Here is a 16,299-nt window from a genome sequence, read left to right as displayed (position 1 = left end):
TAATATTTATTGTATCCCTTTGATCATATGACACAGCAATGAAAAGTCAAGCAGTATGTCACCACAGAAAAATACCATTTTGGTCTATTGCCATAATCTAAGAAAAAAGTTATAATAAAAGATATTTATCAAAGTGATAATACCTGCTCGGGAGAAGATATGACCATAAAAACGAGGGCGATGCTTTTAATCTTTATTGTGATGTTGTCGCTTTCGGCTGTCTTTCTCTTTGCCGGTCAGTTGTTTCAAAAGAAGTATGTGAACTACTCCTTTCGCAGGTTTGACCTTCAGCTGCAACATGCCTATAGGGAAGGGCTCAAGGACATTTACAGGAAGTATTCCGGCTACGCTGAGAAGCTTATTAACGACGAGTCGGCCATGGAGGCTTTGTATAGCTCTGAAAGGAAAGACCTTCTCCTTGAGGTTCTCCCGTATTACCGCAAATGGAGGAGCGAGAACCCCCATATGCGTGTTCTGCACTTTATAGACCCATCCAATACCACCGTGCTCCGGATGCATAAACCGGATATGTTTGGCGACAACCTTACGGAGATCCGCCCACTGATGGCCGAGGCCAATAAAAAGAGGGAGCTCGCAACAGGGTTTGAGGTGGGTAGAAACGGCGTTTTTTTCAGGCTCGATGTCCCCTCCTTTTATAAGGGAAAATATGCCGCGATCACAGAATTCGGTATCAGCTCGGAGATGCTCACCGACACAATAAGCACAAACCTGGGCTTTAAAAGTGCTATATATATCAAAAGTGAATCCCTGAAGAATACCAGAACCGCTCACAAATACCAAAAAATGGGGGATTACACCCTAGTTACCTATAACGATCCTGTATTCGAAAGCCTGGGTAAAACCTATAAACCCGCCGCAGGAACGATTATGGAGAAGCATGCAGACCGCTATTACAGCCTTCACACTGGCCTTACACTCAAAAACCACAGAGGTGAGGCCGTTGCCTGGCTTGTGGTTGCACAGGATGTAACCAGTGAGATGCTCGACTTCCGGCGGGCTCAGATGTACCTTGTTCTTGTTGTCTTCACTTTTATGGTTGCTGCGGCTGTTATCCTGAACTACAGCTTTCAGGGGATGCTCAGGGCGATCGAGGAGGGGAAACGCTCCCTTTCTAGGCAACAGAGGACCGATACCCTAACATCCCTCCCCAACCGTAACGCACTGATCAAGGATCTGGACAGCTCTGTTAACCCTGTTCTCATTCTCATAAATATTGATCGTTTCAAGGATATCAACGAAGTTTTCGGTATAGGGGCTGGGGACCATGTGCTCAAGGTCTATTCCGAAAGGATCCTGAATTACCTGCAGGAACTCGCCGAGAAGGACCCGACTGTTCCCGTGGCAGGAGTTCTTTACAGGCTCGGAAGGGATGAGTTCGTTATATTCATGGACAGGCTGGACGGCATAGAAGAAAACATAGCAGACTACATATCCATGCGTACAGATGCGGAGCCTGTGGAGTATCAGGGTATAGAGATCTCACTGAGCGTAAGCATAGGTGTTGCAAAGCAGAGGGATAAGCTTCTGCAGTGCGCTGATACAGCCCTTAAATACTCCAGAGACAGAAACAGAAGCTATGCTGTCTTTGATGAAACGATGGAGTTCAGCCAGCACCAGACAAACAACTTTTTCTGGATTAACAAGGTTAAGCAATCCGTGAAAGAGGACAGGATAGTCCCCTACTACCAGCCTATTATGGATAACAAAACGGGCAGGATAGAGAAATACGAATGCCTCCTCCGTATGCTTGAACCGGACGGCAATGTGGTTTCACCGGGTCTGTTTCTACCCATTATAAAGAAGACAAGGCTTTATCCTGAGCTTACAAAGATTATGATAGGGAAGTCTGTGCGCTATTTTAAAGGAACGGACTATGAGTTCTCTATAAATATCTCCACCGAAGATATCCTGAACAAGGATATTGTGAACTTTGTGCGGAACACCCTTACATCTGTTAGCTACGGCGGAAACATGACCTTTGAGATCCTCGAAACAGAGAATATAGGCAACTACGAGGATGTCAGCTCCTTCATTAGAGAGGTGAAGGGGCTTGGATGCCGTGTGGCCATCGATGATTTCGGTACGGGGTACTCAAATTTCACACACCTTATGAATCTCGATTTCGACTATATCAAGATAGACGGAAGCCTTATACAGAACATGATCCACGATGATCATGCCCAAAGGCTTGTTAAGAGTATTATAGGATTTGCAGAGTCTATGGAGATCTCCACCGTTGCTGAGTTTGTCAGCAGTGAGGATATCCAGAAAGTTGCCGAGGAGCTTGGGATAGACTACTCCCAAGGCTACTTTATCGGAAGACCGGAGAAAACCGCCGGGATTTAATTCTACCTTTTTAATCACATTATCTTGACAGTCTATCTATATAGATTATCCTTTGATTGTGAGTGCATTTAATTCTGTTTGGGAAGGTAGTTTTATTTGATTATGAAAAAGATACATATAAATAAGGGTCTTGATATTCCCATTGGGAGTGCCCCTTCAAAAAAGATAATCGATGCTCCTGAGCCAAGCCGTATAGCTGTCCTTGGTGATGACTATATCCGCATGAAACCCTCCTTCAATTTCAGGGATGGTGATTCGGTGAAAAAGGGGGATGTCCTCTTTACCGACAAGAAGATGGATGGTGTCAGGTATATCTCCCCAGCCTCTGGAAAGATTATCGCCCTTAACAGGGGGGAGAAGAGAAGGTTTCTATCCCTTGAGATTGAGCCCGACGGCTATGACGGTGCTGAGTTTCGTACCTATAACTCAAAAAGTCTGGAATCCCTTGATGAAGAGATCCTCCGCGAGTATCTCATGGACTCAGGCCACTGGGTTTCCCTCAGAGCGAGGCCGTTCAACAAAACAGCAAACCCCGCCCATAAGCCGGACAGCATCTTTGTAACCGCTGCGGAATCACGCCCCCTCGGGTTGTCCGCTAAGCTAGGTCTTGAGGGGAGGGGGGATGAATTCCTCCTCGGTGTTAAGGCTCTGTCAAAGCTTGCCCAGAGGGTTTATGTGTGCGTTTCCGATGAGAATGATGTCCCCGTTGAGGATATCCCCGGGGTTGAGTACGTCTGTTTCACAGGGAAACACCCCGCAGGACTCGTCGGAACCCATATGCACTTCCTCCGACCCGCTCACAGAAACAGGATAATTTGGCACATAAACTGGCAGGACACTGCTGATATAGGCTATACGATGCTTAGCGGCAGGATGCCAGATAAGCGGATAATTGCCGTTGGCGGCAAGGGTGTTAAGGAGCCGTGCTACATGCGAACCTACATAGGCGCAAGTACAACGGACATCCTTAAAAACCGTCTGGAAGAGGGTGAGCAGAGGGTTATCGCCGGTTCCGTTCTATACGGCAGGAAGGCGGAAGCACCCGTAGACTACATCCATAGATACATACCTCAGATAACCGTTATTCCCGAAGGGCGGGAGAGAAAACTCCTCGGCTGGGCGGGACCCGGTTTTGATATGCATTCCCAGAAAAGGATCTTTGCAACGGCCTTCGGGCTCGGGAAACCCGATTTTGATACATCCCTTAACGGCAGCCACAGACCGATCATCCCCGTGGGCAACTATGAAAGCGTTATGCCCCTGGATATAATTGCGACCTATCTTCTTAGGGCCATCTCCGTGCAGGATGCGGAAACAGCCCAGAAGCTCGGGTGTCTTGAGCTGGACGGAGAGGATCTATCCCTTTGTACCTACGTTTGTGCAGGAAAGAACGATTACGCTCCTATGCTGGAGCAGGTTCTTGAAACCATAGAGAAGGAGAGCTGATGAGCTTTCTAAAGGACTTTTTTGAGAGTAAAGAACATCTCTTTACGAAGGGTGGGAAATACGAAAGGCTTTATCCTGTCTTTGAAATGGCGGATACCTTCATGTTTACCCCCAGAACGGTTACTGAGGGGCATACTCATATACGTGACGGCATAGACCTTAAAAGGATAATGACCTTTGTTGTTTATGCGCTGATCCCATGCGTTCTGATGGCTTTCTACAACACCGGATTACAGGCAAACCTGGCCATAGCCGGCAGCGGTGAAATACCCGACGGGTGGCGCACAGCTGTAATAAACTTCCTTGGCAGCGGTTTTAATCCCGACAGTCTTATCTCCAACGCTGTACACGGGGCGATGTATTTCCTGCCTCTGTATATTGTAACCCTTGCGGTTGGGGGCTTCTGGGAACTATTATTCAGCGTTGTTCGCAGACATGAGATCGGAGAGGCATTCCTTGTAACATCCCTCCTGTTCCCCCTTATACTCCCCCCCACAACACCCCTGTGGCAAGCAGGCGTTGCCATATCCATTGGTCTTGTTATGGGCAAGGAGGTGTTTGGAGGAACAGGACGGAACTTCGTTAACCCGGCTCTCATATCAAGGGCTGTATTATTCTTCTCATACCCCGCAACCGCCACGGGGGATACTATCTGGGTGGCTGCGGATTCGTACACCTATGCAACGCCTCTAGGGGCAAACGCCCTTGAGGGTGGCTCGATAAACGTAAGCTTCATGGATGCCTTCCTGGGGTTTATACCCGGCTCCATGGGTGAAACCTCCGCACTGGCGTGTCTCATCGGTGCGGCATTCCTTATAATAAGTGGTATCGGGTCATGGCGGGTTATGCTGAGCAGTGTTGTGGGTCTCGTGCTAACAGTATTGATGTTCAACGCCATCGGGAGTGAAACCAACCCGATGATGAACCTCAGTCCCGCCTGGCACATGGTTCTAGGCGGATATGCCTTTGCCACAGTATTCATGGTGACAGACCCCGTCTCTGCGGCGATAACGCGCCCGGGGATGTATATATACGGCTTCATGGTGGGTGCTCTTACCGCCATGGTAAGGGTGGTGAACCCCGCCTTTGCCGAGGGTGCGATGCTGGCCGTTCTGTTCGGCAACGTATTCGCACCGGTTATTGACCAGTACGTTATCAAGGCGAATATGAAAAGGAGAGAGCGCAGATATGCAGACTGACAGCAGAAAGAATACCATAATTGTTGCGCTGGTGCTTTCGGTGGTCTGCTCCGTACTCGTTTCCGCCACGGCAGTTCTGCTAAAGCCTATGCAGGATAAAAACCGAAGCCTTGAGAGGAAGAAGAACGTTCTTGCTGCTGCCGAGCTGCGTAGTGAGGGGGAGTCGGTGGACGATGCCTTCGAGAAGGTCACCGTCTATTTCGTGGATATAGAAACCGGCGAGTTTGAGAAGGGGGGTGATGATGCTAAGTATTTCCGTGATTTCAACTCCATCACCACCGAGCCGGAAACCAGCATAAACCTTACCAAGAAAGAGGATATAGCCGGAATAGGGCGTATCGCAAAGGAGATCCCCGTCTATCTGGTGTTCAATGACGGAGAGCTCGAGCAGGTTATTCTCCCAGTATACGGCTCAGGTCTCTGGTCCACCATGTTCGGCTTTATGGCTGTGGAGGGTGATCTTGAAACCATCAGCGGACTTACATTCTACGACCAGCAGGAAACCCCCGGACTTGGCGGTGAAGTTAGCAATCCCAGATGGCAGGACCAATGGGAAGGCAAAAAGATATATAACGAAAAGGATGAAGTCGCCATACAGCTGGTAAAAGGGGGTGTGGACCCCTCTAAGCCCGGCTCGGAGCATAAGATAGACGCACTTTCCGGAGCCTCGCTTACAAGTAGAGGCGTTGAGAACCTCGTCAAATTCTGGCTGAGTGATAAAGGGTTCGGAACCTTCCTGGACAGGCTTAAGGAGGAGGGCATAGATGGCTAATTACTGGAAGACTTTTTCGGAGCCGATCTTCGAAAACAATCCCATCGCCATTCAGGTGCTTGGGATATGCTCGGCTCTTGCCGTTACCTCCAAGATGGAAACCACGGTGGTAATGTGTCTGGCTGTTATATTCGTTCTCGGTCTTTCGAGCATGTTTGTCAGCTTAATCCGAAGCTATATACCATCGAGCATTCGTATCATCGTGGAGATGACCATTATCGCATCTCTCGTTATCATAGCGGATCAGATAATCAAGGCTTTCATGTTTGAGATAAGCAAACAGCTCTCCGTATTCGTGGGGCTTATTATTACAAACTGTATCATTATGGGAAGGGCAGAGGCCTTTGCAATGAAGAATCCGCCACTTATAAGCACCATCGATGCTGTTGGCACAGCAGCAGGATACAGTATTGTCCTTATCGTTGTGGGCTTTTTCAGGGAGCTGGTCGGTTCAGGACAGCTTTTCGGATATCAGGTTCTTCCCATCGCCACCGAAGGGGGCTGGTATACGCCTAACGGCCTGTTTCTGCTGGCTCCGAGTGCGTTCTTTCTGATCGGAGTTATCATTTGGGGCATGCACGCCCTTGTTAAAAAGGAGGAGAGGTAGATGGAAGCTTATCTCGGTCTCCTTGTTAAATCGATATTCGTTGAAAACATCGCTCTGGCGTTCTTTTTGGGGATGTGTACATTCCTCGCCGTATCCAAGCAGGTAGAGACCGCCACGGGACTTGGCATCGCCGTTGTTGTTGTGCAGACCATCACTGTTCCGGTGAACAACATCATTTACCGCTACGTACTGCGTGACGGCGCCCTTGAATGGGCAGGTTTTCCAAATATTGATCTCACATTCATAGGCCTTGTTACCTATATCGTGGTTATTGCAGCCATTGTTCAGATTATGGAGATGGCTCTGGATAAATACGTTCCTGCACTATACAACGCTCTTGGTATCTTCCTGCCGCTTATAACGGTGAACTGCGCAATACTCGGCGGAACGCTGTTTATGGTTCAGAGGGATTATACCTTTACCGAGAGCGTTTTTTACGGCTTTGGCTCCGGTACGGGGTGGGCTCTGGCTATTATCGCCCTTGCGGGGATCAGGGAAAAAATGAAGTATGCCGATGTTCCAAAGGATCTGGATAACCTCGGCATCGTTTTTATAACAGCGGGGCTGATGGCCATCGGCTTCATGCTGTTTTCAGGAATTCAGCTTTAAGCGGGGTTTGCATTGATAGAGATACTGTTAGGTTCAGCTGTATTTACGCTGGTTATCATACTTCTTGTAATTGTTATCCTTTTTGCCAAATCGAAGCTTATGCCCTCGGGGAGTGCAGATATTGTTATCAACGGTGACAACGAGGGTGCCATAGAGACCCCTGTGGGTGGGAAACTCCTCGGTGTACTGGCAAATAATGGCATATTCATATCCTCCGCCTGCGGTGGCGGCGGTTCCTGCGGCGAGTGTAAGGTTAAGGTGCATGAAGGGGGCGGCAGCCTCCTGCCCACTGAAAAGACTCACATCAACAAGAAAATGGAGAGGGAAGGATACAGGCTTTCATGCCAGCTCACAGTGAAGGAGGATCTCAAGATAGAGGTCCCCGAAGAGGTCTTCAGCGCCAAAAAATACGAGCTCACCGTTGAATCAAACGAGAATGTGGCCACCTTCATAAAACAGCCCGTACTGAAACTCCCCGAAGGTGCTGATTTCGATTTCAAGGCGGGTGGATATATCCAGGTTCAGGCACCCTCCTATGAGGCGGATTTTAAGGATGTGCATGTAACAGAGGAATACAGAGACGAACTTAGGGATGCGGGCTTCTTCGATCTTAAGGTTAAGACCGAAGCGAAGGTATCAAGAGCATATTCAATGGCGAACTACCCACTTGAGAAGGGTGTTCTTAAGCTTAACGTGCGTATAGCAATGCCCCCCAGAGATAAGCCTGATGCACCACCAGGAAAGGGCTCTGCATATGTGCACAGCCGTAAGCCGGGTGATAAGATCACCATAACAGGACCCTTCGGCGACTTCTACGCAAGGGAGGGGGATTCGGAGATGGTTTTCATCGGCGGCGGTGCCGGTATGGCGCCTCTGCGTTCGATAATCTTCGATCAGCTTAAAAGGGTTAATACCGACAGAAAGATATCATTCTGGTACGGGGCAAGAAACCTTAAAGAACTTTTCTATAAAGAGGATTTTGACAAGCTCGAAGAGGAGCATGAGAACTTTAAATGGTTTGTTTCCATGAGTGACCCGAAGCCTGAGGATAACTGGGATTCATACAAAGGCTACATACACACCATAGCCAGAGATAAATACCTGGCAGAGCATCCTGCACCGGAGGACTGCCAATACTACCTCTGCGGTCCACCCCCTATGCTGGCTTCTACCATGGATATGCTTGACCAGCTGGGAGTTGAGCCTGAGAATATTTTCTTTGACGATTTCGGGAGCTGATATGCAGTTATTTATAGTCGGCGTTATTGTGGCCCTTGCGGCCTTTGGATTCTTTTTTATGACCCTGAAGAAGGGTAAGACAGGCTCCTGCGGATGCGGGGGCACCTCCTGCTCCGAAGGGAGCCATGACGATGAAGGCTCCTGCGCCTGCGACCCTGATAAAACAGGTGGATGCTGTGCGGAGGAGTACATCGATGAGAAATACAATGAGCATGATGAGGATAAGAGGGGCTGACTGTTGTGCCTTGGTATAGCTCAGTTGTTAAGTTGATTGCTAAGCGGTTTTAATGCCAACTGCTTGGTATAGCTTCGTTATTAAGCTGACTGTTGAGCGGTTTTAGTGCTGTCGACTTGGCTAGCTCCGTTGTTAAAATGCCCCCAAAAGGACCGATGAGCTGTGGTGCCGGCTACTGCCGCACCTGCTACATTATAGAGCCCCTCTTGTTTCAGCTTTCAGCCCACCTGCAGCTTGATTAAGAATGCATTTATTAAGGTTTGTTTCAGACCTTGGCCGCTGATTTATTAAGAAGCTCTATGAGGTTCTCCTTCAAAACAGGTTTTATAAGAACAAAGTCTGCCCCCTCTGCGAAGTCTGCCTGATCCCTGAAAGCAGTGATTATTATGATAGGTGTGTCCTTGTCATTTTTCCGGATCTCTTTAATGAGCTCAAGGCCGTTCATCACAGGCATTTCAAGGTCTGTGAGTATTATATCGGGTTTTGATTCATTGTATTTATCAAGTCCGTCCATTCCATTATCTGCGATGGTAAGGCTCCCGATACTTTTTGAGGTTATCTTTGTGATAGCCTTCTGCATAAACTCTTCGTCTTCTACATAAAGCAGGTTTAAATCCTTAAGTTCCGCCATTGTCAGATCCTCTTATGTGTTTATTGATTTCTATTATGAATTTCGCACCATCCTCAACATTAACTGCGCTGAGGCTTCCTCCCATCTTATCCACAACTATTGTTTTGGACATATAAAGGCCGATTCCCGTTCCTTCCCCTTTTGTGGTGAAGTAGGGCTCAAAAAGCCTTTGAAGAACGGCAGGGGGTATACCTCCGCCGTTGTCTGTAATACCTATTTCGTATGATGAATCAAGCTCCTCAACGGATGAGCGTATAACACCGGGTATGTCCCGGGGCATATCCCCCCGCTCTCTACGTTCCAGGATCGCATCCTTCGAATTTGCCATGAGGTTAAGAATAACCTGTTTAAACTCATTGGGATACCCTTCGGCAAGGAGATCACTGTGCTTATCCCAAGACTCATCAAGTTCTATATTAATGTAGTTTGATTTGAACTGAGGTTCAAGCAAAAGTGAGACATCTTTTACAGCATCAAGCAGATTAAATTCCCGGCTCTCTCTGGAGGGCTTGAAGAATCCCCTGAAATCATCGATGGTATCCGCCATGAAGTCCACCTGTTTCATTATCCCTGTGACATGCTCCTCGACCAGCTCTTCGCTGAGTTCATCGAATTCGTAATCATCGGCAATGCATTGAGCTATGAGGGCTATGGAGTTCAGAGGCTGTTTCCATTGGTGTGCGATGGCTCCTATCATCTCCCCCATGGCGGCCATCTTCGACTGCTGTACCAGCATCCTTTCCTGTTCTTTCTGTTTTGATATGAGGGAGTTTTTCTCTGAAATATCCGTATGGGTAACAACAAGAAAGCGCCCGCCCCCTTTTATGTTCACCCAGTCTGAGGTTATAAAAAGCTCCATCATTAAGCCGTCATGCCGGGTCAATGTCCATTCGGGGCGAAGGCTATCCAATGTGCCGTCTCTGTATTCCATAAAGATCCTGGTGAGATCATCGGATATTTCGGGGTGGTATACTTCTGTGAAATGACGCCCTGTGAGGGTGTGCATATCAATTTCGTACATTTGGCAGAAGTGCCTGTTCATCTTTATGAGTACACCGTTGGAGTCGATAAGAGCGATGCCAATATCAGCTGTATTGAAGATTGCAGACAGAATCATCTCGCTGGAAGCGAGTTTCTTGTAGCTCTCCAGCAGTTCCCTGCTCTTCTTATCTACCTTTTCCTCAAGAAAAATGTTTGTATCCTCAAGAAGTTTCTTCTGGATCTCCATCTCTGTTACATCTGTGAAAGATATAATATACCGTTTTTCTTCGCCGGGGAGTTCGTGGGCATCAAGGAGGAAAACCCGGTTTTCATTGATTTTCCTGTCGTATAGAATGACCTTTGTATCTATGTTGAGCCTTTCATTATCGAGGGCTTTTTTGAGCCAGACCCCTCTGCGTTTCTCGCAGAAGTATCCTTCGAGCTCCTCAAAGAACTCGCATACGCATTCATGCTTCTGTTTAAACTCCTCCAGTGAGTTGAACCCGAAGAAATCGAGCATGAAGAGGTTTGCGTTTATCATAGTTTTGCCGTCGGAAACTATGATGATATTCTTCTGGAAGTCGAGGAGGTTTTGAAGGTGCCTTCCGCTTTCGGCGAGCTGGTTTTCAAGCACCTTCTGGCTGGTTATGTTCTCTATGAAGATCAGTGTGTACAGGGGGATGCCGTCGTTATCCCGAATTAGCGATGTTGAGCATAGCAGCCAAACGGGGTAGTCTGTATTCCCGGCCAGAACCGATTCGCTTGTGAAGTAACTGATCTCGCCATTGAGGAGCCTCGTGATAAAATCTTCACGTGAACCCGAGGTATTATGGAGAATATCACCCGGTTTTTTGCCCTCAACTTCATCGTTATCCATTTCGCAGAGATCGAGAAAAGCACGGTTAACCTGTACTATCCTGTCATTAAGATCCGTTACGATTATTCCGTTTGCGCTCTGCTCGAATACAGCTTTTGTAAAAGATTCATGCTCCTCAATTTTATCCTTGCCATCGATTCTTTCTGCTACTGAAAGAAAGGTTTCGGGCGAATTTGTGAAGAGGATTGTTTTAAAGGAGAAAACACCCGTATTTGTTTCCAATATGGTCTCTGCCGAACCTTTATCCCGACAGTTTTCTATGTGGATTTCCAGCCTTTCGCATGATTCTGTAGTTAACAGTGAGCAAAGGTTGATGCTCAATCCGGGTGCTGCGAAGCAGCCAAGTATTTCCTGTGCTTTTATATTGATATCAATTACTGTTTTGCTGTTGTCGAAGGTGAGCTGGGGGGCAGGGGAGAACTCAAAGATATTGTGTAGATTTGTCAGTATCTTCTGCTCTTCGCAATAATTGCTGTTTTTGCCGGAATTATCCGGATTCCTCTGCATTACCCACCTCGTATTCAGCAATTATATCCATAAATGTAATTATTATGCAAATCAAGAGTTAGGGTGTATCTGTGCTTATGAACGTTGGATGATTGGCTCAGGTGTGTTGTTAAAGATTAATCACTAATGTCTCTGTATTTTTCACATATGCTGCGAACCTCTTCCCTGTTATTAAGAAAAAGTTCCACAAGGACAGGGTCGAAGTGTCTTCCTCTTTGGGAATGGATAAATTCGAGCGCATTATCGATGCTCCATGGTTCTTTGTAGGGTCTTTTGCTTGTAAGCGCATCGAAGACATCTGCAATGGCAACAATTCTTCCGGCTAGTGGTATATGCTCCCCATGGAGCCCTCTGGGATAACCTGTTCCGTCGTATTTTTCATGGTGGGTGTATGCAATCTCTGCCCCTGCCTGCAGGTATTTGCTGTCTGAGCTTTTTAGGAGCTGGTGTCCGATCCCGCAGTGTTTCTTCACCTCTTCAAACTCCTCCGGAGTCAACTTTGCAGGTTTAAGTATAAGGCTTTCGCTTATACCGATTTTGCCGACATCGTGTAAAGGCGCTGAATTATATATAAGCTCCTGAAACTTTCCAGAGGTTCCGAGTGCCTGGGCAATCAGTTTAGAGTACCGTGCAACCCTGGTGATGTGTCTCCCTGTTTCTGAGTCGTTATATTCCGCTGCCTTGCCAATAATACCAAGGGTTTCCTCCTCCCTGTTGTTCATGCCCCTTGTGGCGGCTTTAAGGAACAGAAAGGTGGATATTATGACGGCGAGAAAAAGCTGCAGGAGAACTATGGAGGTGCCCGCAGGGTATACGGAGAATGGGCCGTGTCCGTTCACAGTACCCAGTATGGAGATAGCTGAGGACAGGAATATAACCAGAACAAAACCGTGTGTCTGGAGTCGGAAGGAAGCCCATACCATGAACGGGGTATACACGAAGGGGAGGGCATGGAGTATGATAAGGTTGCTGTAGTCTCTCCAGAAAACAGCCCAGCCGAAGAAGACTATACACCCCAGAATGAAGTAGGTCTCCTTGTTCATAAGGTCGTTTCCCTTTCTGCGGAAGTTTCTGGAAAAAACAATAATCAAGGGTGCGATAACCATTGTTCCTGTTACATTGCTGAGAAACCATGACCACCATACGCCTGAATACATAGTCTTTAAAATTATTCCGGCGGCCAGCATTGAAGTGACACCGATAACTGATGAGATGAGCGAGGGGAGTATACACCCCGTTCCAATGAAAACAGATGCCCCCGGCGGGCTTTCGAAGATTTTAATTTTTCTGAGAATCTTCTTCATTACATAAACGCCAGTCATGTATGCGGCGGTGTTTCCTGTGGATATTACAATCGTGGCGGTGGAGAAGTCCATGTTGATAAGGCTTGCTGCAAAATCCCCTATCCATATGCCGGGGAACATTTTAAGACCCCATATGAAAAGGTAGCCCACAGAGATTCCGGCGGGTATCCATACCGAGGCGATCTCGTCGGAGAATGAGGAGAGACGTAAACTCATGAATACGGATGCAAAGTAAAGAATTCCGGTGATTGAAACCCTGAAGAGGTATCTCTTGATTTTTTTTGACGGAATCGTCTCTAACATCTCCTTCATAGGACATATAATACCTTTGTGGGTGCAGTAATTGTTATGAGGAGATTAAATAGATATTAAATCTGGTTATAAATAGCTAATTCTTTGCGTAGGCTATTCCGTTCTTTGTGCTCTTTTTTATGGTATACATAGCCTTGTCTGCCAGCACTAGGAGCTCGTCCAACGAGTTTGAATCGTCGGGCCAGATGCTTATGCCTATACTGGCTCCGAGGGTTATCTTCTTGTTATCAATGACGAAAGGGGCAAGAAGAGAGTTTTGTATCCTGGAGGCAATATTTAATAAAGGGCTGTTATCCCCAATATCGTGGATAACCGCAACGAACTCATCTCCACCCACACGGGCAGCTGTATCAACACTCCGCATTTCATTCTTTATCCGGTCTGCCGCCTGAATGAGTGTTTTATCCCCAATTCTATGTCCGAACTGGTCGTTTACGGGTTTGAAGTTATCCAGATCGATGAAAAGAACAGCGGTTTTCGTTCCATTGCGCTTGCTTCTTTCTATGGACTGTTCCAGTCTGTCCATTAAGAGCGCTCTGTTGGGAAGCCCTGTCATGGGATCATGCATTGCCAGGCGCCTTATCTCTTCCTGCTGTATTTTCAACTCGGTAATATCTTCGGCTGTGCCGGCTAAGCGGTAGCTTTTCCCTTCGCTGTTGGGGATCGTGAAGGTTTTTGCCCAAATCCATCGTATATCACCATCTGGTCGTATTATCCTGAACTCTTCGTCGAAAATACCTCCCAATTTCTGCCTTTCTATGGCCTCTTCAACAGCCTTTAGATCATCAGGATGGATGCTCTTTATGAAAGAGTTCGGATCCTTGTACAGCTCCGCAGCCGGTCTGCCCCATATCTCTTCGTAGGCAGGGCTGACGTATAGGTGTCTTCCTGTTTTAAGGCATCTGAGCCAGAAGACGCTCGATATGTTTTCCATAAGCTGGTTGAATATAAGGTCTCTGTCCCTTAGATCCTCTATTGTTTTTACGTACTCGCTCATATCCCGGACGGACACGAGGATAACCTTAACCCCCTGCAGAGTGATCAGCCTCGCCTTAATATCCGCTGGATAACTTTCTCCGCTCTTACGAAGATTCCTTGCGCCGATGTCCATACTGCCGTCCATGAGTATCCTGTTAAGGTTTTCCCTTAGCTGCGGCCTGAAATCCTCGGGTACGAGTTCGGATGCGTTCATCCCTATGAGCTCCTCCCTTGAATATCCCGAAATTCTTTCTGCGGAGCGGTTGCAGTCGATAATCTCTCCTGTGATGCTCTCTATGAATACAGCGTCGGGGGCAAGCTGATACATCGCCATGAAGGTTTCTGTGGCTTCGTGGAGGTTTCTTTCAGTACGCTTCCTCTTATCTATCTCACTCATGAGGGCCTTATTCGTCTGGTGAAGCTCCGCTGTACGTTGATTAACCTTTTGCTCAAGTTTTTTATTCGATTCCCCCAGTAACCCCTCAGCAAGCTTTTTCTCTGTAATATCGTTGAGCATGATTACGAAGTAGTCGATCTCCCCGTCATCCTTTCTGTACGCCTTAACGGATGTTTCGCAGTGGACAACGGCTTTGTCTTTGCGGATATACCTTTTCTCAACAGTAAATTCATCAATATCCCCATCATAGATCCGTTGGAGCTGTTCGGTACTCATGGAGAGGTCATCGGGGTGGGTAAGGCTCTGGAAGTTGACAGACTGAAGCTCATCTTCGCTGTAGCCGAGTATGCTTGTGAATTTCCTGTTGTACTCCATCCAGTTGTTTTGGGCATCAGCGATGGCAAAGCCCGCCAGCGGCAGGTTGAAGAGCATATCAAACCGCCTGTGGTAGTATTCCTCTTCCCTCGCTTTGCTTGTATCTTTGCCGGGTATCATAGTCTCCCTCCGAATTAATACAAAAAATATCTCATTTTAACTGATTGTAAATGGGAATATTTAGAACGATTTTATATAGTTTGGATGTGATAAAGATTATCACTACACTGCTATGTACTTAGAGCCTCGAGTCTTTTCAGAATAAAAAACATAAAACTCACTGTCATTAGTATTATGACACCTGCGAATACGTACGAGTAGAGTGGATCGGGTGCAAAGATTACTGCGTAATTGTAGAATGCATGGAGTATTCCAGCGAGGAGGATATAGGGGGTAGCGTTTCTGATGTAGCCCCCGTAGGCGAACTTACCCTTGGCTATCCCCAGTGCCCAGATGGAGGCGAGGGAGATATGCAGAGGCATCGATGCAAGGGAGCGTTCGAAGAGAACGGCTGAGCCGTAGCGTACGGCGTAGTCCGCATTCTCAAATGCGGCGAAGCCTATGGCTGTGGAAACGGCATATACAGCGGCGTCCACAGGCTCGTCGAACACCTTCGCATCCTTTATGATAAGCAGGGTGAAAAGCGCTTTGAAGAACTCCTCATTAAGCCCCATAAGGAAGGTTATCTTAACGGCCGAAGCGGTGCTCAGCATAGGATCGGCAAAGCGAAAGCCTGTGAGCTCTTCAAGGACAGCGTTGGTGTACCCCGCTGTGTAGTAGCTCCCCACACCGCCGATTATGACCATGCTGACAACGGCAAGCATCGGTTCCGGGTGCACTTTGTCGTATCTTCTGAGAAGTATTACCCAGAAGGCGGCCGTAAGGAGTACTACCCCCCATATGCCTGCGGTTTCAGAGTCTATGGTTCTATCCTCACCTTTGTATTGACCGGGGTAAGCTCCCAAATCTCTTCTATATCTCTGTTTGTAACGGCAATACATCCAGCTGTCCAGTCAATTAGCAAGTGCAGCCTCCTCGCCCAGCTGTATTTAGGAGGCAAGCCGTGGATCATGATATCACCCCCCGGCGGGCATCCCGCCGCCATGGAGGCTCTTCTGTCATCTTTGTTGGGGTATGAGATCCCGAGGGACAGGTGATAGCTGCTCATGGGGTTCTTGACGCTTATTCTGTACAGCCCCTCTGGCGTCTTACCGTCACCTTCGCAAAGCTTGGCACCCTCCGGCTCAAAACCGAGGGATATAGGATAGCTTCCGATGGCCTTTTCACCGCTGTACAACGTCAGTCTGCGTTTACTTTTTTCTATGAGAATAAGATCTGCCGATTCCGAATAGACCTGGACGGAGATGAGCATAAGCAGCAGTATGGCAGGGACGAGGAGTTTCATAAGATACCTTTGTTCAAATATTGACCATTATATCCTTTCTGAATCCTATGTACAAGGG

The 16,299-nt window shown here is 47.5% G+C and carries 14 protein-coding genes; 8 read left to right on the top strand and 6 right to left on the bottom strand.

Going from position 1 to position 16,299, the window contains the following annotated elements:
- Window positions 1-159: 159 nt before the first annotated feature.
- From K300_RS15965 to K300_RS0103685, 8 genes are all read left to right on the top strand, one after another.
- Complete coding sequence (locus K300_RS15965; RefSeq protein WP_022850325.1) at window positions 160-2,367, top strand: bifunctional diguanylate cyclase/phosphodiesterase; 2,208 nt, start codon at window positions 160-162, stop codon at window positions 2,365-2,367.
- Window positions 2,368-2,469: 102 nt separating this feature from the next.
- Complete coding sequence (locus K300_RS0103715; protein ID WP_026836276.1) at window positions 2,470-3,813, top strand: Na(+)-translocating NADH-quinone reductase subunit A; 1,344 nt, start codon at window positions 2,470-2,472, stop codon at window positions 3,811-3,813.
- Window positions 3,813-5,012 (top strand): NADH:ubiquinone reductase (Na(+)-transporting) subunit B, encoded by a 1,200-nt coding sequence (locus K300_RS0103710; RefSeq protein ID WP_022850323.1) that lies wholly within the window; start codon window positions 3,813-3,815, stop codon window positions 5,010-5,012. The genes K300_RS0103715 and K300_RS0103710 overlap by 1 nt, the downstream gene beginning before the upstream one ends.
- Window positions 5,002-5,784: a Na(+)-translocating NADH-quinone reductase subunit C gene (locus K300_RS0103705; RefSeq protein ID WP_022850322.1), complete on the top strand. Its 783-nt coding sequence runs from the start codon at window positions 5,002-5,004 to the stop codon at window positions 5,782-5,784. The genes K300_RS0103710 and K300_RS0103705 overlap by 11 nt, the downstream gene beginning before the upstream one ends.
- Window positions 5,777-6,391 (top strand): NADH:ubiquinone reductase (Na(+)-transporting) subunit D, encoded by a 615-nt coding sequence (locus K300_RS0103700; RefSeq protein WP_022850321.1) that lies wholly within the window; start codon window positions 5,777-5,779, stop codon window positions 6,389-6,391. The genes K300_RS0103705 and K300_RS0103700 overlap by 8 nt, the downstream gene beginning before the upstream one ends.
- On the top strand, window positions 6,392-7,000 hold the full coding sequence (gene nqrE / locus K300_RS0103695; RefSeq protein ID WP_022850320.1) for an NADH:ubiquinone reductase (Na(+)-transporting) subunit E: 609 nt from the start codon (window positions 6,392-6,394) through the stop codon (window positions 6,998-7,000). It begins immediately after the preceding gene.
- Window positions 7,001-7,012: 12 nt separating this feature from the next.
- Window positions 7,013-8,239 (top strand): NADH:ubiquinone reductase (Na(+)-transporting) subunit F, encoded by a 1,227-nt coding sequence (gene nqrF, locus K300_RS0103690; RefSeq protein WP_022850319.1) that lies wholly within the window; start codon window positions 7,013-7,015, stop codon window positions 8,237-8,239.
- Between the two features lies 1 nt (window position 8,240).
- Window positions 8,241-8,474, top strand: a complete 234-nt coding sequence (locus K300_RS0103685; protein ID WP_022850318.1) for a hypothetical protein — start codon at window positions 8,241-8,243, stop codon at window positions 8,472-8,474.
- Window positions 8,475-8,739: 265 nt separating this feature from the next.
- Here the strand turns inward: K300_RS0103685 and K300_RS14445 are convergent, their stop codons facing one another.
- The 6 genes from K300_RS14445 to K300_RS0103655 form a co-directional block, all read right to left on the bottom strand.
- Complete coding sequence (locus K300_RS14445; RefSeq protein WP_022850317.1) at window positions 8,740-9,105, bottom strand: response regulator; 366 nt, start codon at window positions 9,103-9,105, stop codon at window positions 8,740-8,742.
- Window positions 9,092-11,470, bottom strand: a complete 2,379-nt coding sequence (locus K300_RS15960) for a PAS domain-containing sensor histidine kinase (protein WP_022850316.1) — start codon at window positions 11,468-11,470, stop codon at window positions 9,092-9,094. Before K300_RS15960 ends, K300_RS14445 begins: the two co-directional genes overlap by 14 nt.
- Window positions 11,471-11,586: 116 nt before the next feature.
- Window positions 11,587-13,086, bottom strand: coding sequence for an MASE1 domain-containing protein (locus tag K300_RS15955; protein ID WP_022850315.1), 1,500 nt, complete (start codon window positions 13,084-13,086; stop codon window positions 11,587-11,589).
- Window positions 13,087-13,162: 76 nt separating this feature from the next.
- Complete coding sequence (locus K300_RS15950; RefSeq protein WP_022850314.1) at window positions 13,163-14,956, bottom strand: sensor domain-containing protein; 1,794 nt, start codon at window positions 14,954-14,956, stop codon at window positions 13,163-13,165.
- A gap of 110 nt (window positions 14,957-15,066) precedes the next feature.
- Entirely contained in the window at window positions 15,067-15,801 is a 735-nt protein-coding gene (locus tag K300_RS15945; RefSeq protein ID WP_022850313.1) for a PrsW family intramembrane metalloprotease, read from the bottom strand.
- Window positions 15,756-16,241: a L,D-transpeptidase family protein gene (locus tag K300_RS0103655; protein WP_022850312.1), complete on the bottom strand. Its 486-nt coding sequence runs from the start codon at window positions 16,239-16,241 to the stop codon at window positions 15,756-15,758. The genes K300_RS15945 and K300_RS0103655 overlap by 46 nt, the downstream gene beginning before the upstream one ends.
- Between the last annotated feature and the right edge of the window lie 58 nt (window positions 16,242-16,299).

The organism is Limisalsivibrio acetivorans (assembly GCF_000421105.1).
Classification (GTDB): Bacteria; Chrysiogenota; Deferribacteres; order Deferribacterales; family Geovibrionaceae; genus Limisalsivibrio; species Limisalsivibrio acetivorans.
This window is presented reverse-complemented; position numbering and strand designations above follow the sequence as displayed.